Source organism: Pseudomonas sp. Pmew2, from assembly GCF_058129885.1.
Genome location: NZ_CM176702.1, coordinates 4,188,088 through 4,211,486 on the forward strand (window position 1 = coordinate 4,188,088; position 23,399 = coordinate 4,211,486).

Below are 23,399 nucleotides of genomic sequence, written 5' to 3' on the forward strand. Positions count from 1 at the left end.
AGCTCCTTTCTCAGGTCAGTGGTAGTAGCCCGGGCCACGCAGGTTGATGTGCTCGTCAGGCAGCAGCGGCAGGTTTTGCTGGGCCAGCGGCAGGCGCTCCAGCCCTTGGCGCAGGATCGACTCGAGGCTTTTGTAGCTGCATGCGCCCAGTGCCAGCGCCCGCTGGCACGCGGCTTCCAGCCGCGCTTCGCCGTGCTGTTTGCTCAGGCGCAGGATGCCCAGGCAGGCGCGGAAGCCGTGTTGCGGATGGATTCGGCGTTCGAGGATGTAGGTGATGACGCCGGCGGTGTTAGGCCCGGTCTGCTCTGCCCAGCGGATCAGCCGTTGCGGTGTCCATTCGGCGTGCTCGCGGTGGCTCTTGGGCATGTGCTCGGTTTGGGTGGTGTGGCGGCCTTTGTGCTGCGAGCGAAGGTGGCTGGCCACGCGCTGGTTGGCGTGGAAGCACTCGACGGTCTGGGCCGTGAGCCGCACTTCGACTTGGTGCTTCACCAGCTGGTACGGCACCGAGTAAAAGTGGCCATCGACCTCAACGTGATAGTCGATATGGACGCGTACCTTTTTCCATTCGGCATAGACGTACGGGTGTTCCGGCAGGCCTTCCAGGGCCGGTTGGTCGATGGCCTCGAAGGCTGACCGGCGTGAGCCGGGCAGCTTTTTGAAGGGCTTGTGGTTGAGGCGATCCAGCAGTAGCGCGATGGCTGTGTTGAGTTCGCCAAGCGAGAAGAACTGGCGGTTGCGCAGCACCGCCAGGATCCAGCGTTCGACCACTTGCACGCCGACTTCGACCTTGGCTTTGTCCTTGGGCTTGCGCGAGCGAGCAGGCAAGACGGCGACGCCGTAATGCTCGGCCAGATCGCGGTAGCTGGGGTTGATATCCGGCTCGTAACGGTGCGCTTTAGTCACGCCACTGCGCAGATTATCGGGCACCAGGATCTGCGTTGTGCCGCCGAAAAAAGCAAAGCATCGGACGTGCGAGCCCAGCCAGTCGGGCAGTTTCTGCGACCAGGTGGCCTCGGCAAAGGTGTAGCTGGACGCGCCGAGAACGGCGACGAAGATCTGAGCCTGACGGATCTCGCCGGTTTGTCGGTCGATGACCGGCGCTGTTTGCCCGGCGTAATCGACGAACAGCTTTTCGCCAGCACGATGCTCCTGGCGCATGACCACGTCGACCTTGGCGGTCCAAAGGCGGTAGTGCTCGCAGAACCAGCTGTATTGGAAGCCTTGCGGGTGAGCGAGTCGATATTCCTGCCAGAGCAAGGCCAAAGTGACGCCGGGGCGGCGCAACTCCGCGTGTACCCATGCCCAGTCAGGCATTGGGCGCTGGTCGGTCGGCACTGGCACTGCCGGTGGAAACAGCCGTCGATTCAACTCCGCGTCAGAAATATCGATGGGCCACTGAAGCCCACTGGCGGCGAACCGGCAAAGGTAATCCCCTGCACTCGAATGGCCGATGGATAAGCTGGCGGCGATCTTGCGCACGGACAGGCCAGCGTCGAACTTTAGGCGTAGTACCTCTCGGATTTTATGCATGGATAAACGCTCCACGACGACCTCTTCGCTTCGAAAAAAGAGGTCGATAGTAGTGAATAGTCCTGCGTTGCTGCCTGCCTGAAAGTGTCCGGATGGCCGTGGAATCGGTGTCCAGATGCTTGTGGAATGAGTGTCCGGATCAGCATGGAATCAGTGTCCGGATGTTGGTGGAATGGGTGTCCGGATAGTCGTGGAATCCGCAATCTTGCTGTTCTAAAAACCGTTTACGCTCAGTAGAGTTTAGCTGGTCTACAGACGTAATACGATTTCCGCCGCTGCTGGCTAGGTTTCCGTGCGACGCGACATGCTGAGGTGAACAGGTACTAGATACTGTTGGACTATATTGGTTGCGACTGGATGATGCACATATGCCCATGGAAGATTCCTCACTTAAGATTGAAGTGGTTTTTTATTGCGCTACTGCTATCGATAAAGTGCTCAAAACTTGCGACCCCCTGTGCGCCTTCGATGTCCGCTGGCAACAGCCGAGCATGCAAAATCAGATTATATTGATTATCAAGACCTAATATCAGGCAGGTTTTTTTTAGGCTAAAGTCATTAGCTTGAAGTAGCTCACGACTAAATCCTTCGTACTTATCTTGATACGCACCAAGAGTGCTATGTAAATAAATACAACCGTCACGTTCTCCATAAATCTTAACGGGAATATCGTCGTTGACCATAAAGCGATAAACCTCATCCTCGAACTGCTTTCCGGGTGGCGTAGGTAGCTTGTAACGCGCTATCAGAGCATCCACCCATCGATCAAAATTTGTTTTCATATGTTTTTCCCATTCGTAGATGACACATATGATATGTGTGGTCGATATTATGGGTTTAGTTCCATAGCGGCATACCAAGATTCCGGGCGGCCCGTATTTTTCGGCTGGATTTAGTGTGGCATTGTAGTGGTCAACTGATCCCGGACACGACGTTAAGTTTTTTCTTGGCCTGAGCCGGTGGCAGTCCACCATTAAATTGGTGCGGTCGAATCCAGTTGTACCGGTGCATCAAAAAATGGCTGATATCCCGCTGAGCTTGTTGGACCGTCGTGTAGCCCATGGTCGGTATCCACTCGGTTTTAAGGCTCCTGAACACCCGCTCCATCGGCGCATTATCCCAACAATTTCCTCGCCGGCTCATGCTCTGACGCATGCGATATCGCCAAAGGCGCTGGCGAAAACTCCGGCTTCCATATTGCGAGCCTTGGTCGGAGTGGAACAGCAAACCTTGAGGCTTCCCTCGCTGCTCGTAAGCCATGTCCAAGGCCTTGATGACCAAGTCGGCATCCGGCTTTCCCGACAACGCCCAGCCCACAACACGGCAGGCAAAAAGATCTAGCACAACCGCCAGATACTGCCATTTCCCTTGAGCCCAGGTGTAAGTGATATCGCCACACCAGACGTGGTCAGGAGCGGACACATCAAACTCCCGGTTCAAAATATTAGGAATGTCGGGCCGCTCGACCGTCGCCTTTTTGTAAGCATGCGATCCCGGTTGTTTGCTGACCAACTCCAGCTCGCGCATCAGGCTGCGCACCTTGAATCGCCCGATTCGCTCGCCGTCGTCCTGCATCATGGCCGTGATGCTACGGCTACCGGGAGCACTGCGGCCTTGGGTGAACAACTCGTTCACCCGACTGCGCAATCGAAGGCGTTCTACATCCGGTGTGCGGCGCCTGAGACGCCGAGCGTAGTAGCACGAGCGGGTCACTTCAAACACCTTGCACAGCCAATCAACCGGCTCGTGGATGCTCAACTGGTCAATCAGCGCGAACCCTCGAGATCTTCCGATATCAAGAGCGCGGTAGCCTAATGAGATGGTCACCCCCACACCCTGCGAGGGCTAAGCTTTAGCAGGGTGCTTTATTTTCGGAGGGCATCATCATGAGCGAGTCAGCGCTGATAGGTATTGATCTCGGTAAACATACGTTCCATCTGCACGGCCAGGATAAGTCAGGCCGGGAGGTGTTTCGCAAAAAATGTTCACGGGCGCACATGATGCAATTTTTTGCCAGCTCGCAGAGCTGTGTCGTGGCAATGGAGGCCTGTGCGGGGTCGCACTGTGTTGCTCGTCAGTTGGCGGCAATTGGACACACGCCCAAGCTGATTTCCCCGCAGTTCGTCAAGCCCTTCGTCAAGGGCAACAAAAACGACTTTGTCGACGCTGAGGCGATTTGCGAAGCCGCTTCTCGTCCTTCGATGCGTTTCGTTACGCCCAAGACTGAATCCCAGCAAACCCTTTCTGTACTCCATCGGATGCGCGAATCGTTGGTGCGTGATCGCACCAGAACCGCTAATCAGATGCACGGTTTTCTATTGGAATTTGGCGTCAGCCTGCCCAGAGGTTTGGCCATCATGAAGCGTCTGGCGGTTGTTTTGGCTGAGCATGAACTTCCCGTTCGTCTGACGGTGCTGCTGCAGCGTTTGCACAATCACCTCATCTATCTGGATGAGCAAATCAAGGCAATGGATAAAGAGCTGGCATGCCAAGTGGCCGATGATGATCTGGGTAGCCGTTTGCTGAGCATTCCATGTGTAGGCCCGATCACCGCCAGCCTGCTAGCTGTGGAGATGGGCGATGGTGAGCAGTATCGATGCAGCCAGGACTTTGCCGCATCAGTGGGATTGGTACCCAAGCAATACAGCACCGGCGGCAAGGCCAACTTACTGGGGATCAGTAAACGCGGCGACAAGCACCTTCGACAGTTGCTCGTGCAATGTTCCAGGGTCTACATGCAGAGACTCGATCACCAGAAAGGAGCCTTGGCCGACTGGGTTCGTTCATTGCTGAGTCGACGCCACTCCAATGTTGTGGCCTGTGCCTTGGCTAACAAGCTGGCGCGAATCGCTTGGGCGATAGCCGCGCACCATACGCAGTACGAAGCAGGGCCAGGCGCCTGAGCGCCTGATTCGGCAGTTGTTGCTGTACCACGATTTACCTTTCAGGTTTTGCGATAGCTGAATAGTGGATGACGTAAACGGCCTATCAGCCTGACGAAGAACCTGTTTTAAAAATTGGCTCAGCAAGAAGCCGTTAGCCTTTTTCCCGCTCAAGGCGAGCAATTCGGGCTTCCAGCTCTTGGATTTTCTGCTGCTCCGGGGTCAGCGCCTTGCTCTGCGGGGTGACGCCCGTGCGTTCTTGCTGCACCTGGTCGACCCATCGGCGCAAAGCAGACTCTCCGACACCAAGCGAGCGAGAGGCCTCAATGTGGCTATAGTCTTGATCGAGCACGAGGCCTACGGCCTCACGTTTGAATTCAGCGGAAAAGGTACGGCGTTGTTTGGTCATCAGACACCTCTGTCTGGCGAGCATTCTCGCCTAAGGATGCTCCGATCAACTTGCCGCGCAGCGGTGGCAAGCCGTAATTTGCCAGGCACATAGCGCTATTTTTCTGAAAACGGTCTGATGCAGTGTGAGTCGAGCGCGTTTTTCGCTCGGTTTTCCGTGTTAAGCGCGCAACTCACCCAAACCCATTAGTCGCTTTCGAGCCATCCACAGGTTCGACAGGGCGAACAGCGTGGTCAGTTGGGCCGTGTTTTTCATCAGCCCACGAAAGCGTACTTTCACGTAACCAAACTGGCGCTTGATGACCCGAAACGGATGCTCGACCTTGGCGCGTGTCTGCGCTTTGCAGTACTCGATCTTGCGCTTGGCTTTGTACAACAGGCTGCGTTTGTTCAGCTTGGAATACGTGCTGCGCCGCGCCGCGATTTGCCAGATCACGTTACGATTTTCGTGCTCTTCACGCTTCTCGACACCGGTGTAGCCAGCGTCCGCATAGACCGCGTTTTCTTCCCCGTGGAGCAGTTCGGCGACTTGAGTGACATCGGCCACATTGGCCGCAGTGCCATGGACGTGATGAACCAGTCCAGACTCAACGTCAGCGCCGATGTGGGCCTTCATACCGAAGAAATACTGGTTACCCTTCTTTGTCTGATGCATCTCGGGATCACGCTCGCCGTCTTTGTTCTTGGTCGAGCTTGGGGCATGAATAATGGTGGCATCGACGATGGTGCCCTGGCGCAGCGACAGGCCTTTTTCCTGCAAATAACCGTTGATGACCGCGAGGATTGCAGGAGCCAGTTGATGTTTCTCCAGCAGGTGCCGGAAGTTCATGATCGTGGTGTCTTCCGGTATCGGCGCACTCAACGTCAGGCGTGCAAACTGGCGCATGGGGGTGATTTCGTAGAGCGCTTCTTCCATGGCCGGATCACTCAGGGAGAACCAGTTCTGCAGCAGGTGAATGCGCAGCATGGTTTCCAGCGGATAAGGTTTTCTGCCACCGCCGGCCTTGGGGTAGAACGGTTCGATCAGGCCCAGCAGACCTGTCCAGGGGACGACCTGATCCATCTCGGCGAGGAAGCGTTCGCGGCGTGTCTGCTTGCGCTTGCTGGCATATTCGAAATCGGAAAAGCTCATCTGGCTCATGGGAGGCTCGGATCAGGTGGTCAGGCGATTTTCGCATAACCGGGACTTGTTCGGAGATTCCCTAAATGGGTGTCCGGTTTCATTAGACCACTACACATAGCTTATGGAGTGGTTAATCCCATGGCGCCGCCCTTCATTGCGATAATGTTTAAGGATAGGGATGCGGCCGTAAAAATATTTGAGCGGTGGCGAGAGCGATTCGGGACAGTAGACAAGGAGGAGGAAATCCACGTAGGCATTGTTCGCCGGTTTTCCATCGAGCATCCGACGCATTACGGAATGGTCATCACCTCAAAGATCCCGAGGGATCAAGGGGATCTACAAGTTGCGATGCTGGCGTCGCGCTCCCTGACCATGGAACCTGCTGATGACGTCAACCTCACAAGGTTTTTGGACGACTACAAGAAGGCTGGTGCTTATCTCTTAATGCCAGTTGTAATGGTGCCTGGGCAACCACCGCAATTCATCGACGGAATCTATCTGCTTAAGAGATCGTTGCAGGTGAAGGACGCTTCCGATGTTGGCCCAAATGACCTAGAAAACATGTTTCTTCAGCCTCGGGGATTTGGGCACAAGCACACATGACCTGTAAGGGTTTATCTCTGTCAGCCGCCCCTACATGGGCGGCTCAAACGTGCCGACCAATTCCGACGTATCGAGATCAACTGCAGCGCAAATGACTTTTCAATTGGAATGGAATTCAAAGAAAGTGAGAACGAGCTAGCACCAGTTTCGGAAATCGACCAAAACAACCATGGTTCCTTGGTGGATCTCTCGATAATGAACGTGCAGAGAAGTGGGGACCAAAGTGGGGACTAGCGACAAGGATAATCGAAAAAGCTAACACCAAGTCTCGCTAACCACTTGATAATTATGGTGTCCCAGGGCAGGTTCGAACTGCCAACCTTCCCCTTAGGAGGGGGATGCTCTATCCAATTGAGCTACTGAGACACTGCGTGCCAGCACACCGATCGGTGCCAGCGAGGACGGCGTGCATCTTAGCGGCATGTGCCGCTTTTGTCATGTCGTCATTGCCCTTCAAAGCTGTAGCCGATGTCGCCCCGAAACGCGGCTGAATAAACCGATCATGCAATTTGCAATCCCCCAAAAAGCCATCATTGCAAAACGCACTGCACCCGACTTTTTTCAATTAATATGTCATTGATTTAAAAGGAATTTTTATCATTTTCTGATTGGCATGCAGACTGCATTATCAGTATCAGTGAACACATCTCCTCCCAAACGGTCGGGCACAGGTACTGGAAAATGAACAAGACTCTCTCAGTGTTGAATGCGGCAGCTCTGGTGGCTCTGGTGGCATTTCATTTTCATGACTCCGGCGCCAGTGACACGCAGGTCACCGCACCTGCTCCTGTTCATCACCAGATCAGCCATGCGCCTCAGTTGGCTATCATGACTGACCGCATTGCTAGCGCAGCGGTATTGGCCAATGACGATGATGATTCACTCCAGATGCCACGCGCCGAGCAGCGCTGGATTTTCTGAGAACGCTTGAACCAGCCATTTATAGAGAGAGTAGCCATGTCAAAATCCGCGTTGTCATTTCTGGTCCTGGCGATTATGGCTGTGATCGTTGACCTGTTGCTTCCTGTCCAAGCGCACACCCTGAGCATCGCTGCCAACATCGCTGCAGGCGTGTTCGCCAGTCTTTTCGTAGTAGCGCTTTTTCTCGGCCGTCGTATCAAATTCGACCCGGTGCTTCGCTAATCTAAAAGGCATAGCACCAAAAGCTCACAACCCTCTCGCTCGACCCGCTCATCGCGCCGAGCACTGCGCTCATATCCTCCAAATCCTGCTTTCGCCCCGCCCTCGCAACCCTTGGTCGGGTAGCTTCGTTTGCGCTGAATTCCGACCTACTCTCAGAGTCAGATGGCCATGATGGCAAAAAGAAGCTCAGTGACGTGCCCGGTTATTCAGGGGCAAATGCGAGGACTTTGCAAATTTGCTCGCATTTCTGATAATTGGTGCTGGCCAAAAGCCGCCACCTGAGTCAATATTTGTCACAGAATTGACGCCAAGGATTCGACGTATTACGGCATGATGTCGGCCCCTTGGAACCCCGGTTGAACATTTGGCCAAAATGACTGTCTCACGATCTTGCGGCCACTTGCTAGAACCGCTTCCCCTGAACTAACCGGTTAAATATATGAGCCCTATGAAACAGGCTACTTATTCCAGCCGCACGGCTGACAAGTTCGTCGTTCGCCTACCAGACGGCATGCGTAATCGCGTGCAAGAGGTAGCCAAGAATCATCACCGCAGCATGAACTCGGAAATCATTGCTCGTCTCGAACAAAGCCTGATTCAGGAAGGCGCACTTGGTGATGAACCAAGCCTGCGTCTTGACAGTCCTGAGCTGTCCTTGCACGAACGCGAGCTGCTGCAACGTTTTCGTCAGCTTTCACATCGTCAACAGAATGCACTTGTTTCGCTGATTGCTCATGACACGGAACTCGCTTCCGAAGAGTCCTGAGACTTGGTGTAACAGACAAAGGCCAGCGAAAGCTGGCCTTTTTCGTTGTAGCCTTTTTCGTTAGTAGTCGTAGGCCTAGCGGCAGTACATGGCAAGCCGAAGACTTCGTCAGGGCATAAAAAACCGCCTGATCATGGCGGTTTTTTTATTTTAAGAGCCTATCTTGAAACAGAAAGCTTAGAGCAGAAAGATCGTCGCCAACCCCAGGAAGATGAAGAAACCGCCGCTGTCGGTCATCGCCGTAATCATGACGCTTGCTCCCATGGCAGGGTCTCGCCCCAGGCGCGCCAGCGCCATAGGGATGGAAACGCCCATCAGCGCCGCCAGCAGCAGATTGAGCGTCATGGCTGCGGTCATGACCACGCCTAGCGACCAACTGCCATACAGCATGTAGGCAACCACGCCGATCACCCCGCCCCAGAGCAAACCGTTGATCAAGCCGACAGCCAGTTCCTTGCGCAGCAAGCGGGCGGTATTACCGGTATTGACCTGATCCAGCGCCATCGCGCGAACGATCATGGTGATGGTCTGATTACCGGAGTTGCCACCAATCCCGGCCACGATAGGCATCAGCGCAGCGAGCGCCACCAGCTTCTCGATGGAGCCTTCGAACAGGCCGATCACGCGCGAAGCCAGGAAGGCCGTCACCAGATTGACTGCCAGCCAGGCCCAACGGTTGCGCAGGGAACGCCATACCGAAGCGAAAATATCTTCTTCTTCGCGCAGACCCGCCATGTTGAGAACTTCGCTTTCGCTCTCTTCACGAATCAGGTCGACCATTTCATCGATGGTCAGACGGCCGATCAGCTTGCCGTTCTTGTCCACCACCGGCGTAGAGATAAGGTCGTAACGCTCGAAGGCCTGTGCCGCATCGTAGGCATCGTCTTCCGGGTGAAAGCTGACCGGATCGTTGGCCATGACTTCGCCAACCTGCTTCTCCGGATCATTGACCAGCAGGCGCTTGATCGGCAGCACACCCTTGAGCACGCCTTCGGAGTCGACCACAAACAGTTTGTCGGTGTGGCCCGGCAGCTCTTTCAACCTGCGCAGGTAGCGCAGCACCACTTCAAGGCTGACATCCTCACGGATCGTCACCATCTCGAAGTCCATCAGCGCACCGACCTGATCCTCGTCATAGGACAAAGCCGAACGGACGCGCTCACGCTGTTGTGAATCCAGTGCCTCCATAAGCTCGTGAACGACATCACGGGGCAACTCGGGAGCAAGGTCAGCCAGTTCGTCGGCGTCCATGTCCCGTGCCGCCGCGAGCAACTCGTGATCATCCATGTCAGCGATCAGGGTTTCACGAACGGAATCGGATACTTCAAGAAGAATGTCGCCGTCACGCTCAGCCTTGACCAGCTGCCATACGGTCAGACGATCTTCCAGAGGCAGGGCTTCGAGGATATAAGCGACGTCGGCAGAGTGAAGGTCTTCGAGCTTGCGTTGCAACTCGACGAGGTTCTGCCGGTGAACCAGGTTTTCTACACGGTCCTGATGCTGACCTTCCTGACGATGGGTCAGGTCTTCAACAATACGCTGGCGCTGCAGCAGATCGACAACCTGAGCCAGGCGATCCTGCAAGCTTTCCTGCGTTTTTTTTACTTCTCTTTCGGTCATAGGCGAACTCCACTCCCAGCAGCGGAGCACGCCGGGAGATCAATCAGTTAATTCATGATTGTTGAAAAACATTATTGAGTAACGACTGGGTAAGTCCATGGAGGTGTTCCACAAGCCCCGGCGGAGCTGACGGGCGCAATGATACACCGCTTTTAGAGAAGCGCATGCGAGAAATTCGGCCTATAACAACCGTTTGCAGCACAAACCTGTAAAACTCTGTGAGCTGGCCCGGCCTCAACGTCACATTCAGCCAAGAAAACCTGCTCGCCGCCTCCAGAGGCTGCGGCTAGGCTTGCACGACACCCTGTCATGGAGGACTTGAGCATGCGCACAGCCGTTCATCTATCCCTGTGGAGCGCTCTACTCTGCGCTCCTGCACCCGCGACCGCCAGCACTGTTCATCGCTGCGAAGACGCTTCCGGAAAAATCATGTTCACCACTCTCGGCTGCCCTGAAGGCCACAGCACCAGCATGCAAAGGGCCTTCAATGCGCCACCGGGAACCAACATCGGGTTACTCCCGCCCGCAAACCTTTCAGCGCCAACACGCAGGAAGCCCGCGAGCCAGGAACTGGTAGTGGTCGGCACGCGCGATGATGGTTGCGGCAACCGCCTTAGCGCCGAACAGCGTCGGGCAGCTATCATCAACCAGCGCACACCTCCCGGCATGACTATGCGTGATGTCGAGAGCCTGCTGGGGCGTCCGGACAAAATCACCAACCGTAATGGCGAATTGCATTACGTGTACAACCAGAAAAAGGGCCGCAGCAACAATGTGACATTCGACGGGAACGGATGCGTTAAAGGAAAACGCTAGAAAGCAAAAAGCCCACATCTTTCGATGTGGGCTTTTCGTTGTATGGTGCACTCGACAGGATTCGAACCTGTGACCGCTCGGTTCGTAGCCGAGTACTCTATCCAGCTGAGCTACGAGTGCATTGGTGTTTTTAGACCAGATCACCTCTGGTTGAAGCCAGTTATCGGAAACCTTGTAATTGCTTACAACACTTCAAACAACTTTAAATGGTGCACTCGACAGGATTCGAACCTGTGACCGCTCGGTTCGTAGCCGAGTACTCTATCCAGCTGAGCTACGAGTGCATGTGTTGGTGCCGCGCATTATAGGTCGTAATATTGTTTAGTCAAGCACTTTTTCTAGTAAATTCAACAACTTACCGATCAAGCCCAATCTTACGCACTACATAAATAATGGCGGAGAACGGGGGATTCGAACCCCCGACACCCTTTTGAGGTGTACTCCCTTAGCAGGGGAGCGCCTTCGGCCACTCGGCCAGCTCTCCGCAACACGGGGCGTATAATAACCACCCTTTTCCCCGTTTGCAAACCAAAAATTCAATAAAAATTAATGGCTTGGTTCTTCGTCCTTCTCTTTCTTGATGCGAAGGTAAATCTCTTCACGGTGGACAGCGACTTCCTTGGGCGCATTGACACCAATACGCACCTGATTACCCTTCACTCCGAGCACGGTCACGGTAATCTCACCGTCACCAATGATCAGGCTTTCCGCGCACCGACGAGTCAGAATCAGCATACTTTTCTCCTTACGCCTTTATTCAGGGACAACAGTCTGCAAACCAGTAGGCATCGACCTGTAGCACAAGGCCACAACCCTTACCTGTGTATCGACTAACGCAAAGAAAACCACAGCCTTTCTGCGCAGCACCCGAAAGACGCGGTCGGACCGCGTCCTTCGACGACAGGATCACTCACCCTGCCGCGGAGCATCCAGCTCAAAAGCCGTGTGCAACGCGCGCACAGCCAACTCCAGATACTTCTCTTCGATGACCACGGAAACCTTGATTTCCGACGTGGAGATCATCTGTATATTGATACTTTCCTTGGCCAATGCTTCAAACATACGGCTGGCAACGCCTGCATGCGAGCGCATGCCGACACCGACAATGGACACCTTGGCGATCTTGGTATCGCCGGACACTTCACGAGCGCTGATCTCACGCGCGGTGGACTCAAGCACCTGCAAGGCCGCCTGATAGTCGTTGCGATGGATCGTGAAGGTGAAATCGGTGGTGTTATCGTGCGAAACATTCTGCACGATCATGTCGACTTCGATATTGGCCGCGCTGATCGGGCCGAGAATCTTGAACGCTACGCCGGGGGTGTCTGGCACACCACGGATGGTCAGCTTGGCTTCATCGCGGTTGAAGGCGATGCCGGAAATGATCGGCTGTTCCATGGATTCCTCTTCATCGATTGTAATGAGGGTGCCCGGCCCCTCTTTGAAGCTGTGCAAAACGCGCAGCGGGACGTTGTATTTGCCGGCGAACTCGACCGCTCGGATCTGCAGCACCTTGGACCCGAGGCTGGCCATTTCCAGCATCTCTTCGAAGGTGATCTTGTCGAGGCGCTGAGCCTGCGACACGACACGCGGGTCGGTGGTGTACACACCATCGACGTCAGTGTAGATCTGGCACTCGTCAGCTTTCAGCGCTGCGGCCAGCGCAACACCGGTAGTGTCCGAGCCACCACGGCCGAGGGTGGTGATGTTGCCGTGCTCATCGACGCCCTGGAAGCCGGCGACCACCACCACACGACCGGCTTTCAGGTCGGAGCGGATCTTCTGGTCGTCGATCTGCAGGATGCGCGCCTTGTTGTGCGCGCTGTCGGTAAGGATACGGACCTGATTGCCGGTGTAGGACACCGCAGGCACGCCACGTTTCATCAGCGCCATCGCCAGCAGCGCGATGGTGACCTGCTCGCCAGTGGAAACGATCACGTCCAGCTCACGGGGAACCGGCTGATCACTGATCTGCCTGGCCAGCTCGATCAAACGGTTGGTTTCGCCGCTCATGGCCGACAGCACGACCACAAGGTCGTCTCCAGCCTCACGGAATTTCTTGACCTTGTCGGCCACCTGCTCGATGCGCTCTACAGAGCCCACCGAGGTGCCGCCAAATTTCTGTACGATTAAAGCCATCTCAAAGCCGCCTCAGAACCCGTTAAGAGCACCTATTAACCCATTCAAATCCTTGCAAGGCCTGCCGGCAATCGACAGGCCTGCAGACTCGACTCAGATACCCTGCTCTACAAAAGGAACGGCCAGTGCCAGCGCTGAATCCAACGCACCTGCATCGACACCACCGCCTTGAGCCATATCAGGACGCCCACCGCCTTTACCACCGACAGCGGCAGCCGCCTGCTTCATCAAATCACCGGCTTTGAGTTGGCCAGTCAGGTCCTTGGTCACGCCTGCGACCAAGACAACCTTGTCCTCATGAACACTGCCGAGCAGGATCACTGCGCGGCCGAGCTTGTTCTTCAACTGGTCGACAAGCGCCAGCAGCGCCTTGCCGTCCTGGCCATCCAGGCGCGTAGCCAGAACCTTGACCCCTTTGACATCCAGCGCGGCAGACGACATGTCGTCGCCGGCGGCACTGGCTGCCTTGGCTTGCAGTTGTTCCAGTTGTTTTTCCAGCAGACGGTTGCGCTCAAGCACAGCCGTCAGCTTGTCCAGCAGGTTGTCGCGATTGCCTTTGACCAGCGTCGCAGCTTCCTTGAGTTGATCTTCGGCCGCATTCAGCCAGGCCAGCGCAGCAGCACCGGTAACCGCCTCGATACGCCGCACACCTGCAGCGACACCGCCTTCACTGACGATCTTGAACAGCGCGATGTCACCGGTGCGGCTGGCGTGAATGCCACCACACAGCTCGACGGAAAACTCGCCGCCCATGCTCAGTACGCGAACACTGTCGCCGTACTTTTCGCCGAACAGCGCCATGGCGCCCTTCTTCTTCGCCGTGTCGATATCGGTTTCTTCGGTCATTACCTCGGTGTTCTTGCGAATCTCGGCGTTGACTATATCTTCCAGCGCACGCAGTTGATCGGGCTTGATCGCCTCGAAATGGCTGAAGTCAAAGCGCAGACGCTGACTGTCGACCAGCGAGCCTTTCTGTTGAACATGCTCACCCAGCACCTGACGCAATGCGGCGTGCAGCAAGTGAGTGGCCGAATGATTCAATTTGGTTGCATCGCGAACTTCATCGGCCACCTGTGTTTCAACCTGTGCGCCAACGCTCAGGCTGCCGGACGCCACAACACCGTGGTGCAGGAACGCACCGCCAGTCTTGGTGGTGTCACTGACATCAAAACGCACATCACCGGCATGCAGGAAACCACTGTCGCCGATCTGACCGCCTGATTCGGCATAGAACGGGGTGGTGTCGAGAATCACCACGCCCTCTTCGCCTTCATTCAGGTGAGTGACCGACTGACCTTCTTTATACAGCGACACAACGCTGGCGCTGCCAGTCGTTGCAGAGTAACCGGTGAACTGCGTGGCGACGTCGACCTTGACCAGGCTGTTGTAGTCCATGCCAAACGAGCTGGCCGAACGGGCGCGCACGCGCTGGGCGTCCATTTCACGCTCGAAGCCGGCTTCGTCCAGGGTCAGATTGCGCTCGCGGGCGATGTCACCCGTCAGGTCCATCGGGAAACCGTAGGTGTCGTACAGCTTGAACACGACTTCACCCGGCACCACGGTGCCTTTGAGGTCAGCCAGATCCTGTTCAAGAATTTTCAGACCCTGTTCAAGGGTCTTGGCGAACTGTTCCTCTTCACCTTTCAGCACGCGCTCGATATGCGACTGCTGTTGCACCAGCTCAGGGAACGCAGAGCCCATTTCGGCCACCAGCGCCGCAACGATCTGGTAGAAGAAGCTGCCCTTGGCACCCAGCTTGTTGCCGTGACGGCAGGCGCGACGAATGATGCGGCGCAGGACATAGCCACGACCTTCGTTGGAAGGCAGCACGCCGTCTGCGATCAGGAAACCGCAAGAACGGATGTGGTCCGCCACGACCTTCAGCGAAGCCTGGTTGTCATTGCTGCAACCAATGGCCTTGGCCGACGCAGCCAGCAGGCTCTGGAACAGGTCGATTTCATAGTTGGAATGTACGTGTTGCAGAACGGCACTGACACGCTCCAGGCCCATACCGGTATCGACCGAGGGCGCCGGCAGTGGGTGCAACACGCCATCAGCCGTACGGTTGAACTGCATGAATACGTTGTTCCAGATTTCGATGTAACGGTCACCGTCTTCTTCCGGCGAGCCTGGCGGGCCACCCCAGATTTCCGGGCCGTGATCGAAGAAAATCTCGCTGCAAGGACCGCATGGCCCGGTATCGCCCATCGTCCAGAAGTTATCGGAGGCGTAAGGCGCGCCTTTGTTGTCGCCGATACGAACCATGCGCTCGGCAGGCACGCCGATCTCTTTGGTCCAGATGTCGTAGGCTTCGTCGTCGGTCGCGTAGACCGTGACCCAAAGCTTTTCCTTGGGCAGGTTCAGCCATTTCTCGGAGGTCAGGAAAGTCCAGGCGTAGGTGATGGCATCACGCTTGAAATAGTCACCGAAGCTGAAGTTGCCCAGCATTTCGAAAAAAGTGTGGTGACGAGCGGTATAGCCGACGTTTTCCAGGTCATTGTGCTTGCCACCGGCACGCACGCATTTCTGACTGGTAACGGCGCGGGTGTAGGCGCGTTTTTCCTGGCCCAGGAAGCAATCCTTGAACTGGTTCATGCCTGCGTTAGTGAACAGCAGGGTTGGGTCATTGCCCGGAATCAAGGAGCTTGAAGCAACACGGGTGTGGCCTTGCTCTTCGAAGAAGCCAAGGAAGGCTTCACGGATTTCTGCGCTTTTCATAGGTTCTTCCACGGAGACTGCGGCCAGAGGCAAGTGCAAAACGTCAAATGACGTAGCGACGGCAAAGGGCCGCATTATATAGGCGTTGCGCCCTCGGTACAGTGTGTTTGTGCGATAGAAACAACTAACTGGATTATCGTCATCTCATGAGTGTTCAAAGGCTGCAAATGCAGCGATGACCTGTTCAACCTGCGCACGCGACACATTCAGATGGGTCACCATGCGCAGTCGCGACGCGGCTGTGAGCACGATGCCACGCTCGGCGCAGAACGCCTTGAGTGCTGCAGCGCGCTCACCAATCTGCACGTAGACCATATTGGTCTGCACCGGCTCGACAGCGTAGCCGAGCCCGCTCAGGCCTTCGGCCAGAAACGCAGCATTGGCATGGTCATCCGCCAGCCGCTCGACCTGATTATCCAGCGCGTAGAGCCCTGCGGCAGCCAGCACTCCGGCCTGACGCATGCCGCCACCGAGCATTTTGCGCAAGCGGCGCGCTCTGGCGATCAACGGCTGCGATCCGCACAGCACCGAGCCGATCGGTGCGCCCAGACCCTTGGAAAGGCACACCGATACCGAATCGAAGTGCCGGGTAATCTCGCGGACATCGACTCCCAGCCTGACCGATGAGTTGTACAGCCGTGCGCCGTCCAGATGAAGGGCGAGGCCTTTTTCCAGCGTCAGTGTGCGTGCGGCGGCCAGGTATTCCAACGGTAGCACCTTGCCCTGCATGGTGTTTTCCAGGGCCAGCAGGCGTGTGCGGGCGAAGTGAAAGTCATCGGGTTTGATGGCGTCGAGCACCTGCTGCAAGTCCAGCGAGCCATCGGCCTGCACGTCCAGTGGCTGTGGCTGAATAGAGCCCAGCACCGCTGCACCGCCGCCTTCGTACTTATACGTGTGGGCCTGCTGACCAACGATGTATTCATCGCCACGCTCACAGTGCGCCATCAGTGCCAGCAGATTGCTCATGGTGCCTGACGGCACGAACAGCGCAGCATCAAACCCGAGGCGCTCGTCGAGCGTCGCTTCGAGCAGGTTGACGGTTGGGTCCTCACCGTAGACGTCATCGCCAACGGGCGCACGTGCCATGGCATCGCGCATAACGGCCGTAGGCAGAGTCACTGTGTCGCTGCGCAGATCGATGACAGTCACGAAAAAGCTCCCTGAAGTTGAAGATCGATAATGCATGCAACCTTTGGCTTGCAACAAGGCATTACTGAAGACGCGGTACATGATAATCAAGCACCGCCGCTCTCGATACTCCGTGCCCTTATAAGAAAAAGGTAGGTGCACCGTACGAAAGTGTCCATGCATGATCCAGCGAACTGTGATAAAAATCCCGCGCCGGCCACGTAAAGTGCCGGCAACGTTCTCAGGGCGGGGTGCAATTCCCCACCGGCGGTAATGGCGCGCAATGCGTCTAGCCCGCGAGCGCTTGGGGGTCGCAGCTTTGGCTGGCGATCGGCAAGGTCAGCAGACCCGGTGTGATTCCGGGGCCGACGGTCATAGTCCGGATGAAGAGAGAGCGGGATTGGTGTCTGCAAGAACGTCTGCAAAACCTCATCATGAACGACATCGTTCAGGAGGCTTTCCTACGCGACTTGAATCCCTTTCGATCCAAACGCCCTGTTTTTTCCATAAAAACAGGAGTCAGAACACGTGCAACCTACTGCAATCGACAGCAAAAGCAAAAACCACCCGAACGAACGCGTCGCCTTCATCCAGGCCTGCTGGCACAAGGATATCGTCGATCAAAGCCGTAAAGGTTTTATCGCCGAGATGGCCAATCATGGCTATGCGGAAAGTGACATCGACATCTTTGAAGTGGGCGGTGCCTTCGAAATTCCGCTGCATGCAAAACTGCTGGCCAATACCGGCCGCTACGCTGGCATCGTCGGCGCTGCACTGGTAGTGGACGGCGGCATCTATCGCCATGAATTCGTTGCGCAGTCAGTGGTCAGCGCGCTGATGCAGGTCCAGCTGGAAACCGAAGTACCGGTGTTTTCCGTGGTCCTGACACCGCACCACTTCCATGCGGGCGAAGAACATCAGAAGTTCTTCTTCGATCACTTCTCGCACAAAGGCGAAGAAGCGGCCAAGACCTGCGCTGACACCTTGAACAAGGTACGCAGCCTGCGTCGCCTGGACGCTCAGCAAAAAGCGGCCTGCTGAAACGCGTAGCAGCGGCACGAGAGGCGTTCTTCAGGACGGTCGCAAAGAGGACGCAGAGCGTCCAGAACGGCATGCCGACGCGGAGCGTCGCACGATAGTCGAGATTATCGCTCCTCACGCTGCAGCGTCGCACGATAGTTGAGATTATCGTTCCTCACGCTCCAGCGTGGGAATGCCGTTCTGGACGCTCTGCGTCCGATCTTGTGGGTGCCCAGCGATCAGCCAAGGCTACCCGCATCAGTCGGCACAATCAGAATCCCCGCCCGCAGGCCGTTTTTGACCTTCGGGTTGGGGAAGATGATTCTCGCGCCATCCTCCTCTACCACCCAGCGTGAACCACCCGCGTCTTCGGCCAGCACGTAGCCCTTTTCCAGCGGTGAGAAGTTTTCTACAGCATCGGCGAGGTTGAACGTGAATGCATCGGTGCGCTTGATGACTTCGCGTGCCACGCTGAACAGCTGCAACCCCTCAAGATTTTCATCCAGCTCGGGCTCGCGGCCTTCGATGATCTGCTCCAGACGCAGACGCAGCGGCGCAAGGTTGACCTGTTGGTTCTGGCCGAACGGCCGGGCCTTGCCCAGTTCCAGAGTAAAGGCCTCGGCACCCAGCTGATCGTAGGTATAGGCACTGAACACAATGGACGGTTTGTTCTGCAGCAACACCGCACTCATCCCCGCAGCACGCAGCCGGGCCAGTTCGAGACGCGAGTGCTGACGACCTTCTTTCCACGGGTACAGCGCGAACTGCTCGATCTTCGAACCGCGAATGGCAGTGTGCAGGTCGTAATGCAGGCGGTAGCGATCCGGCAGGCTGAAAAAGCTGGCGGCCAAGTGCTCCAGCTCGCAGGCACGCAGGGCTTCTGCACCGCCACTTTGCTCGTGACGACCGTTGAACAGCCGATTGACGTCCTGCTCGACAAACCGGGTACCGCGCCGCATGGCGTCGGGATTGCCAAACAGGAACAGAATACGTGCGCGCGGTTTAAGGTCGCCGCGCGCGATGCTGCGGATCAGTTCATCCAGCAGCTCGATGGGTGCAGTCTCGTTGCCATGAATACCGGCAGAGAGCAGCAGGTCCGTGCCATTGTCACGGACCTCCGGCGGGCGGACCTCCAGAGCCCCCTCGCCCATCCATCGCATTCGCACGCCTTCGACGGTCAGTTGAGTCTTTTCCGCTGGCTCACGTCCAGCCAGGGTCAGTTCAAGCAATTTGCCAAGGGCGAGCATAGGGCAACTTCCTTAGTGGTTGCAGTCAGGACCGTGAACGTGACCGTCTTCGTCGGCACCTGCGTCGGCTGGCTCCATTTCCAGTTGCAGGCTGACCAGGTTGGTTGCCAACGGGCGCAGCAGCAGGTTGGCGTACTCGGCATCGTCTTCTTCGACATCAACACCGATCAGCAATTGGCCACGGCCATCCTGCTGAATCCACAGCTCCTTGCCCTGCCAGATAATGGCAACGCGGGTGCAAGAGGTTTCCAGCTGGGCGCCATCGGTGTCTTCAAGGATCAGTTGCAGGGCGTCGCTCATAGTCGGAATGCTCTAGATAAAGAAATCATGCGCCAGACATTTGCCCGGCGCGCAGGGTGTTTCAATTCAGTTGAAACGGATAGACGGCACCCAGTTTAAGGATTTGCGTAAGTTCATCCAATGCCGTACGGCATTCGCTCAGCAATCGGGGATCGGCCAGATCGTTTTCACTCATGCGATCACGGTAGTGCCTGTCGACCCATTGCGTCAGCGTGTCGTACAGCGGCGCGGTCATGATCACGCCAGGGTTCACCGCAGCCAGCTCGGTTTCCTTGAGCGCCACACGCAGTCGCAGGCATGCAGGGCCGCCGCCGTTCTGCATGCTTTGCTTGAGGTCGAACACTTTGACCTGGGCAACCGGGCCGTCATCGGCAATCAATCGCTGCAGATAAGCCCAGACGCTCGCATTGGCCTGACACTCCTGCGGCACGATCAGCAGCATCGAGCCGTCCGGGCGTGACAACAACTGGCTATTGAACAGGTAAGAGCGCACCGCATCCTGCACCGAGACTTCGGCACGCGGCACACAAATCGCCCGCAACTGCCCACCGACACGGCCGAGTTTGTCGCGCAGCTCATTGAGCATCAGCTCGGTGTTGAGGAATGCATCCTCGTGATAGAACAGCACCTCACCGTTGCCGACCGCGATCACATCGTTATGAAATACACCCTGATCAATGACCGCCGGGTTCTGCTGAGCATAAACCACGCCGCCCTCGCTCAAGCCATGCAAACGCGCAACAGCTCGTGACGCTTCCAGGGTCTGGCGGGCCGGATACTTTTGCGGTGCCGGGTAGCGGGTATCGAACGCACTGCGGCCAAAAACGAAAAACTCCACACCGGGCTGGCCGTAGTCCTGACAGAAACGGGTGTGGTTGGCCGCGCCTTCGTCACCGAACTGCGCGACTGGTGGCAACGCAGGATGATGGGCAAAGTGCTTTGCATCGGCAAACATCGCCCCCAGCACGCGGCTGGTGGTCGGGTGCTCGATGCTGCGATGGTATTTGCAGTTGAGGTTGGCCGCCGTGAAATGCACGCGCCCATCTACCGTGTCTGCACTGGGGCTGACCGTCGCGGCGTTGGCCACCCACATGCTCGATGCCGAGCAACTGGCAACCAGCAACGGCATGTCCTGACGGGCAGCTTTTTCAATCACCTGTTCATCGCTGCCGGTGAAACCCAACTGCCGCAAACCGGCCACATCAGGGCGTTCCTGCGGTGCCAGCACGCCCTGGGTAAAACCCAGGTCCATCAGCGCTTTCATTTTCGCCAGGCCTTGCAGCGCCGCTTCACGCGGGTTCGCGCATTGCTGGCTGTTACTCTGGGAGGCGACATTACCGTAGGACAACCCGCCGTAGTTGTGGGTTGGCCCGACCAGACCGTCAAAATTCACTTCACAGGACTTCATCGGCAAGGCTCCGTGGATCTGTTTTTATAAGCAATCGTGCGCACCCTGTCAGCTCAGCCTGATGCCGGGAGTCAGTGTCGTCGGCAGGGTCAGGCTGCCCGCCTCCAGCGAAGCCACCGGATAGGCGCAATAGTCGGCTGCGTAATAAGCGCTGGCGCGGTGGTTGCCCGAGGCGCCGACCCCGCCGAACGGTGCGCTGCTGGCGGCGCCGGTCAGCTGTTTGTTCCAGTTGACGATCCCGGCGCGGCTGTGCAGCCAGAACTGCTGATAGCGTGCTTCGGAGTCCGAGAGCAAGCCTGCCGCCAGGCCATAGCGAGTGGCGTTGGCTTCGGCGATGGCGGCGTCGAAACCGGCGTAGCGGATAACCTGCAACAGCGGGCCGAACAGCTCTTCGTCAGGCCGCTCGGCGACCGCGCTGACATCGATAATGCCCGGCGTCAGCAGCGCTGCTCCGGCCTGCGGCTGACGCATTTCCAGCAAGGTCACTGCGCCGTTGGCGAGCAGGTTGCGCTGCGCGTCGAGCAAGGCGTGTGCGGCCTCCAGTGAAATGACCGAGCCCATGAACGGAGACGGCTGCTGATCGAACACCCCCACCTCGATAGTCGCGCTGACGGCAACCAGCCGCGCCAGCAAGGCATCGCCCCAGTCGCCCTCGGGCACCAACAGGCGACGCGCGCAGGTGCAGCGCTGGCCTGCAGAAATGAACGTCGACTGAATGATGGTGTAAACCGCTGCGTCGATGTCCTGAACCTGATCAACGATCAGTGGATTGTTACCGCCCATTTCCAACGCGAGAATTTTGTCGGGACGCCCGGCGAACTGTTGGTGCAGCGCATCACCGGTGCGGCTTGAGCCGGTGAAGAACAGCCCGTCGATGCCTGGGTTGGCAGCCAGTGCGATACCGGTTTCGCGCCCGCCTTGCAGCAGGTTGAGAACACCGGCAGGCAACCCGGCTTCGATCCAGCACTTGATGGTCAGTTCGGCGACTTTCGGCGTCAGTTCGCTGGGCTTGAACACTACCGTATTGCCCGCCAGCAAGGCCGGAACGATGTGCCCGTTAGGCAGATGACCAGGAAAGTTGTACGGCCCGAACACCGCGACCACGCCATGTGGCTTATGACGCAATACTGCCGTGGCGTCGCCCAGCGGCCCGCTCTTTTCGCCGGTTCGTTCGCGATAGCTCTGCACCGAGATGGCAATCTTGTTGACCATGCTGGTTACTTCGGTCGCTGACTCCCACAAAGGCTTGCCGGTTTCTTCACCGATGCAATGCGCCAGTTCATCGGCGCGGCCCTTGAGGCTGGCAGCAAAGGCCTCCAGCACAGCAATGCGCTGATCCAGAGAGCGCTGCGCCCAGCCGGGAAATGCCTGACGCGCAGCCTGCACTGCGTAATCGACTTGTTCTGGCGTAGCAGCCTGCCCAGACCAGAGCGTTTGCTGGCTCACCGGGTTCAACGAATGGAACAGCTCGCCCTGCCCGGCCTGCCATGCACCTGCAATGTAGAGGGTACTCATCAAACGCCCTCCCGCGCCGCAGACAAAGGCACGGCGCGCACGTTGTCGCCTGCACTCATGCGCAGCCGCTTGGCGGTTTGTGGCGCAACCACCAGCGTGCCAGCGGCGAAACGCGCAGCGCCTACCGTAATGCGGCAGTCTTCACGCTTGCGGTTGTAAATCAGAAACTGCGGCGCATCGTCACCTGGCGTACCGATGGCCAGTACCAGCGTCTGGCTGTCCTTGATTGCGCGAATCTTGCCGGTCTCGCACTCGATGGCAGGCCCAGCATCGAAGATGTCGACGTAACCCTGATACGAGAAACCCTCGCCCTTGAGCATGGTCAGCGCAGGCTCGGTGTCGGCATGCACGCGGCCGATCACATTGCGTGCATCTTCGGAAAGAAAGCAGCTGTACAGCGGAAACTTGGGCATCAACTCGGCAATGAATGCCTTGTTGCCAACACCGGTCAGGTAATCGGCCTGGCTGAATTCCATCTTGAAGAAATGCCGACCCAGACTTTCCCAGAACGGCGACCGGCCATTCTCGTCGGACATGCCACGCATCTCGGCAATGATCTTGTTACCGAACAGCTTCGGAAATTCGGCGATGAACAGCATGCGCGCCTTGGACAGCAGGCGGCCATTGAGGCCATTGCGTGAATCGCTGTGCAGGAACAGCGAGCACAGCTCGGAATTGCCGGTCAGGTCGTTGGCCAGGAACAGGGTCGGGATTTCCCGGTAGATGTTCAGTTCCTGCGACGCACTGACCGTGAGGCCGACCCGATAGTTGTACCAGGGCTCGCGCAGGCCGACCGCCCCGGCGATGGCAGAGATACCGACCACCCGACCATCGTCATCTTCAAGCACGAACAGATAGTCGGCATCGCCGCGCTCGGCTTCTCCGCGAAAGGTCTTTTCAGCCCAGCCTACCCGGTGCGCGAGACGCTGGTCATTGGCGGGCAGTGTCGTCAGACCGGCACCGGTGCTGCGCGCCAGCTCGATCAGCGCAGGCAGGTCACTGCTGCGTACAGGACGAACGATCATGTTATCTC

20 protein-coding genes, 4 tRNA genes, 2 pseudogenes and 1 riboswitch are annotated in these 23,399 nt (G+C 57.1%); of the genes and pseudogenes, 7 read left to right on the forward strand and 19 right to left on the reverse strand.

The genetic code is table 11. The annotated features are described in order from the left end of the window. Positions 1-15: 15 nt before the first annotated feature. From istA to AC4ANK_RS19185, 3 genes and pseudogenes are all read right to left on the reverse strand, one after another. Complete coding sequence (gene istA, locus AC4ANK_RS19175) at positions 16-1,530, reverse strand: IS21 family transposase (protein WP_082301208.1); 1,515 nt, start codon at positions 1,528-1,530, stop codon at positions 16-18. A gap of 386 nt (positions 1,531-1,916) precedes the next feature. Then, entirely contained in the window at positions 1,917-2,312 is a 396-nt protein-coding gene (locus AC4ANK_RS19180) for a CesT family type III secretion system chaperone (protein ID WP_031599172.1), read from the reverse strand. Positions 2,313-2,442: 130 nt separating this feature from the next. Beyond that, positions 2,443-3,342: pseudogene (locus AC4ANK_RS19185) on the reverse strand (IS3 family transposase); the annotation flags it as partial. 74 nt (positions 3,343-3,416) lie between these two features. Between AC4ANK_RS19185 and AC4ANK_RS19190 the strand changes: the two are divergent. Continuing rightward, the gene (locus AC4ANK_RS19190) at positions 3,417-4,433 is read left to right on the forward strand and encodes an IS110 family RNA-guided transposase (protein WP_002554419.1); all 1,017 of its coding nucleotides are present in this window, start codon (positions 3,417-3,419) and stop codon (positions 4,431-4,433) included. 139 nt (positions 4,434-4,572) lie between these two features. On the opposite strand, the pseudogene AC4ANK_RS19195 reads toward AC4ANK_RS19190, so the two are convergent. Next, positions 4,573-4,821: pseudogene (locus AC4ANK_RS19195) on the reverse strand (transposase); the annotation flags it as partial. A gap of 159 nt (positions 4,822-4,980) precedes the next feature. Beyond that, positions 4,981-5,961 (reverse strand): IS5 family transposase, encoded by a 981-nt coding sequence (locus tag AC4ANK_RS19200; RefSeq protein ID WP_044424202.1) that lies wholly within the window; start codon positions 5,959-5,961, stop codon positions 4,981-4,983. A 120-nt stretch (positions 5,962-6,081) separates the two neighbouring features. Here AC4ANK_RS19200 and AC4ANK_RS19205 point away from each other — a divergent pair, with 120 nt between their 5' ends. Further along, a complete protein-coding gene (locus tag AC4ANK_RS19205) occupies positions 6,082-6,546 on the forward strand; it encodes a hypothetical protein (RefSeq protein ID WP_004665888.1) in 465 nt (154 codons plus the stop codon). Between the two features lie 289 nt (positions 6,547-6,835). Here the strand turns inward: AC4ANK_RS19205 and AC4ANK_RS19210 are convergent. Beyond that, positions 6,836-6,912: transfer RNA gene (locus AC4ANK_RS19210), tRNA-Arg, on the reverse strand. 315 nt (positions 6,913-7,227) lie between these two features. On the opposite strand from AC4ANK_RS19210, the gene AC4ANK_RS19215 reads away from it, so the two are divergent. From AC4ANK_RS19215 to AC4ANK_RS19225, 3 genes are all read left to right on the forward strand, one after another. Further along, a complete protein-coding gene (locus AC4ANK_RS19215) occupies positions 7,228-7,467 on the forward strand; it encodes a hypothetical protein (protein ID WP_002554421.1) in 240 nt (79 codons plus the stop codon). 36 nt (positions 7,468-7,503) lie between these two features. Continuing rightward, positions 7,504-7,689 (forward strand): PA3371 family protein, encoded by a 186-nt coding sequence (locus AC4ANK_RS19220; protein WP_002554422.1) that lies wholly within the window; start codon positions 7,504-7,506, stop codon positions 7,687-7,689. Between the two features lie 439 nt (positions 7,690-8,128). Next, entirely contained in the window at positions 8,129-8,455 is a 327-nt protein-coding gene (locus AC4ANK_RS19225; protein ID WP_002554423.1) for an Arc family DNA-binding protein, read from the forward strand. Positions 8,456-8,632: 177 nt separating this feature from the next. On the opposite strand, the gene mgtE is transcribed toward AC4ANK_RS19225, so the two are convergent. Continuing rightward, a complete protein-coding gene (mgtE, locus tag AC4ANK_RS19230) occupies positions 8,633-10,075 on the reverse strand; it encodes a magnesium transporter (protein WP_002554424.1) in 1,443 nt (480 codons plus the stop codon). Positions 10,076-10,399: 324 nt separating this feature from the next. Here mgtE and bamE point away from each other — a divergent pair, with 324 nt between their 5' ends. Further along, a complete protein-coding gene (gene bamE, locus AC4ANK_RS19235) occupies positions 10,400-10,891 on the forward strand; it encodes an outer membrane protein assembly factor BamE domain-containing protein (protein WP_002554425.1) in 492 nt (163 codons plus the stop codon). Positions 10,892-10,934: 43 nt separating this feature from the next. Here bamE and AC4ANK_RS19240 read toward each other — a convergent pair. From AC4ANK_RS19240 to ltaE, 7 genes are all read right to left on the reverse strand, one after another. Then, positions 10,935-11,011, reverse strand: a tRNA-Arg gene (locus tag AC4ANK_RS19240). Positions 11,012-11,098: 87 nt separating this feature from the next. Continuing rightward, positions 11,099-11,175 (reverse strand) — tRNA-Arg (locus tag AC4ANK_RS19245). 109 nt (positions 11,176-11,284) lie between these two features. After that, positions 11,285-11,375, reverse strand: a tRNA-Ser gene (locus AC4ANK_RS19250). 62 nt (positions 11,376-11,437) lie between these two features. Beyond that, positions 11,438-11,626, reverse strand: a complete 189-nt coding sequence (csrA, locus tag AC4ANK_RS19255; RefSeq protein WP_002554426.1) for a carbon storage regulator CsrA — start codon at positions 11,624-11,626, stop codon at positions 11,438-11,440. Between the two features lie 171 nt (positions 11,627-11,797). Continuing rightward, positions 11,798-13,030, reverse strand: a complete 1,233-nt coding sequence (locus AC4ANK_RS19260) for an aspartate kinase (protein WP_002554427.1) — start codon at positions 13,028-13,030, stop codon at positions 11,798-11,800. A gap of 93 nt (positions 13,031-13,123) precedes the next feature. Then, positions 13,124-15,748: an alanine--tRNA ligase gene (gene alaS / locus AC4ANK_RS19265; protein WP_002554428.1), complete on the reverse strand. Its 2,625-nt coding sequence runs from the start codon at positions 15,746-15,748 to the stop codon at positions 13,124-13,126. A gap of 144 nt (positions 15,749-15,892) precedes the next feature. After that, complete coding sequence (ltaE, locus tag AC4ANK_RS19270) at positions 15,893-16,897, reverse strand: low-specificity L-threonine aldolase (RefSeq protein WP_460384760.1); 1,005 nt, start codon at positions 16,895-16,897, stop codon at positions 15,893-15,895. 212 nt (positions 16,898-17,109) lie between these two features. Further along, positions 17,110-17,276, forward strand: a riboswitch (FMN riboswitch). Between the two features lie 128 nt (positions 17,277-17,404). Here ltaE and AC4ANK_RS19275 point away from each other — a divergent pair. Then, the gene (locus AC4ANK_RS19275; RefSeq protein ID WP_002554430.1) at positions 17,405-17,917 is read left to right on the forward strand and encodes a 6,7-dimethyl-8-ribityllumazine synthase; all 513 of its coding nucleotides are present in this window, start codon (positions 17,405-17,407) and stop codon (positions 17,915-17,917) included. 218 nt (positions 17,918-18,135) lie between these two features. Here the strand turns inward: AC4ANK_RS19275 and astE are convergent, their stop codons facing one another. From astE to astA, 5 genes are all read right to left on the reverse strand, one after another. Further along, on the reverse strand, positions 18,136-19,143 hold the full coding sequence (gene astE, locus AC4ANK_RS19280) for a succinylglutamate desuccinylase (protein ID WP_002554431.1): 1,008 nt from the start codon (positions 19,141-19,143) through the stop codon (positions 18,136-18,138). Between the two features lie 12 nt (positions 19,144-19,155). Next, positions 19,156-19,443, reverse strand: a complete 288-nt coding sequence (locus AC4ANK_RS19285) for a hypothetical protein (protein ID WP_002554432.1) — start codon at positions 19,441-19,443, stop codon at positions 19,156-19,158. Between the two features lie 61 nt (positions 19,444-19,504). After that, entirely contained in the window at positions 19,505-20,851 is a 1,347-nt protein-coding gene (gene astB, locus AC4ANK_RS19290; protein ID WP_002554433.1) for an N-succinylarginine dihydrolase, read from the reverse strand. 48 nt (positions 20,852-20,899) lie between these two features. Next, positions 20,900-22,369, reverse strand: a complete 1,470-nt coding sequence (gene astD, locus AC4ANK_RS19295) for a succinylglutamate-semialdehyde dehydrogenase (RefSeq protein ID WP_460384757.1) — start codon at positions 22,367-22,369, stop codon at positions 20,900-20,902. Then, a complete protein-coding gene (gene astA, locus AC4ANK_RS19300) occupies positions 22,366-23,391 on the reverse strand; it encodes an arginine N-succinyltransferase (protein ID WP_002554435.1) in 1,026 nt (341 codons plus the stop codon). Before astA ends, astD begins: the two co-directional genes overlap by 4 nt. Positions 23,392-23,399 lie beyond the last annotated feature (8 nt).

What these genes read in the sequence shown, in the direction of transcription:
- AC4ANK_RS19260 (WP_002554427.1), bottom strand. Translation starts at nt 13,030, where the DNA reads ATGGCTTTAATCGTACAGAAATTTGGCGGCACCTCGGTGGGCTCTGTA.
- AC4ANK_RS19220 (WP_002554422.1), top strand. Translation starts at nt 7,504, where the DNA reads ATGTCAAAATCCGCGTTGTCATTTCTGGTCCTGGCGATTATGGCTGTG.
- AC4ANK_RS19180 (WP_031599172.1), bottom strand. Translation starts at nt 2,312, where the DNA reads ATGAAAACAAATTTTGATCGATGGGTGGATGCTCTGATAGCGCGTTAC.
- astB (WP_002554433.1), bottom strand. Translation starts at nt 20,851, where the DNA reads ATGAAGTCCTGTGAAGTGAATTTTGACGGTCTGGTCGGGCCAACCCAC.
- astE (WP_002554431.1), bottom strand. Translation starts at nt 19,143, where the DNA reads ATGCTCGCCCTTGGCAAATTGCTTGAACTGACCCTGGCTGGACGTGAG.
- csrA (WP_002554426.1), bottom strand. Translation starts at nt 11,626, where the DNA reads ATGCTGATTCTGACTCGTCGGTGCGCGGAAAGCCTGATCATTGGTGAC.
- bamE (WP_002554425.1), top strand. Translation starts at nt 10,400, where the DNA reads ATGCGCACAGCCGTTCATCTATCCCTGTGGAGCGCTCTACTCTGCGCT.
- AC4ANK_RS19215 (WP_002554421.1), top strand. Translation starts at nt 7,228, where the DNA reads ATGAACAAGACTCTCTCAGTGTTGAATGCGGCAGCTCTGGTGGCTCTG.
- AC4ANK_RS19205 (WP_004665888.1), top strand. Translation starts at nt 6,082, where the DNA reads ATGGCGCCGCCCTTCATTGCGATAATGTTTAAGGATAGGGATGCGGCC.
- AC4ANK_RS19200 (WP_044424202.1), bottom strand. Translation starts at nt 5,961, where the DNA reads ATGAGCCAGATGAGCTTTTCCGATTTCGAATATGCCAGCAAGCGCAAG.
- AC4ANK_RS19285 (WP_002554432.1), bottom strand. Translation starts at nt 19,443, where the DNA reads ATGAGCGACGCCCTGCAACTGATCCTTGAAGACACCGATGGCGCCCAG.
- AC4ANK_RS19190 (WP_002554419.1), top strand. Translation starts at nt 3,417, where the DNA reads ATGAGCGAGTCAGCGCTGATAGGTATTGATCTCGGTAAACATACGTTC.
- mgtE (WP_002554424.1), bottom strand. Translation starts at nt 10,075, where the DNA reads ATGACCGAAAGAGAAGTAAAAAAAACGCAGGAAAGCTTGCAGGATCGC.
- AC4ANK_RS19225 (WP_002554423.1), top strand. Translation starts at nt 8,129, where the DNA reads ATGAGCCCTATGAAACAGGCTACTTATTCCAGCCGCACGGCTGACAAG.
- istA (WP_082301208.1), bottom strand. Translation starts at nt 1,530, where the DNA reads ATGCATAAAATCCGAGAGGTACTACGCCTAAAGTTCGACGCTGGCCTG.
- alaS (WP_002554428.1), bottom strand. Translation starts at nt 15,748, where the DNA reads ATGAAAAGCGCAGAAATCCGTGAAGCCTTCCTTGGCTTCTTCGAAGAG.
- astA (WP_002554435.1), bottom strand. Translation starts at nt 23,391, where the DNA reads ATGATCGTTCGTCCTGTACGCAGCAGTGACCTGCCTGCGCTGATCGAG.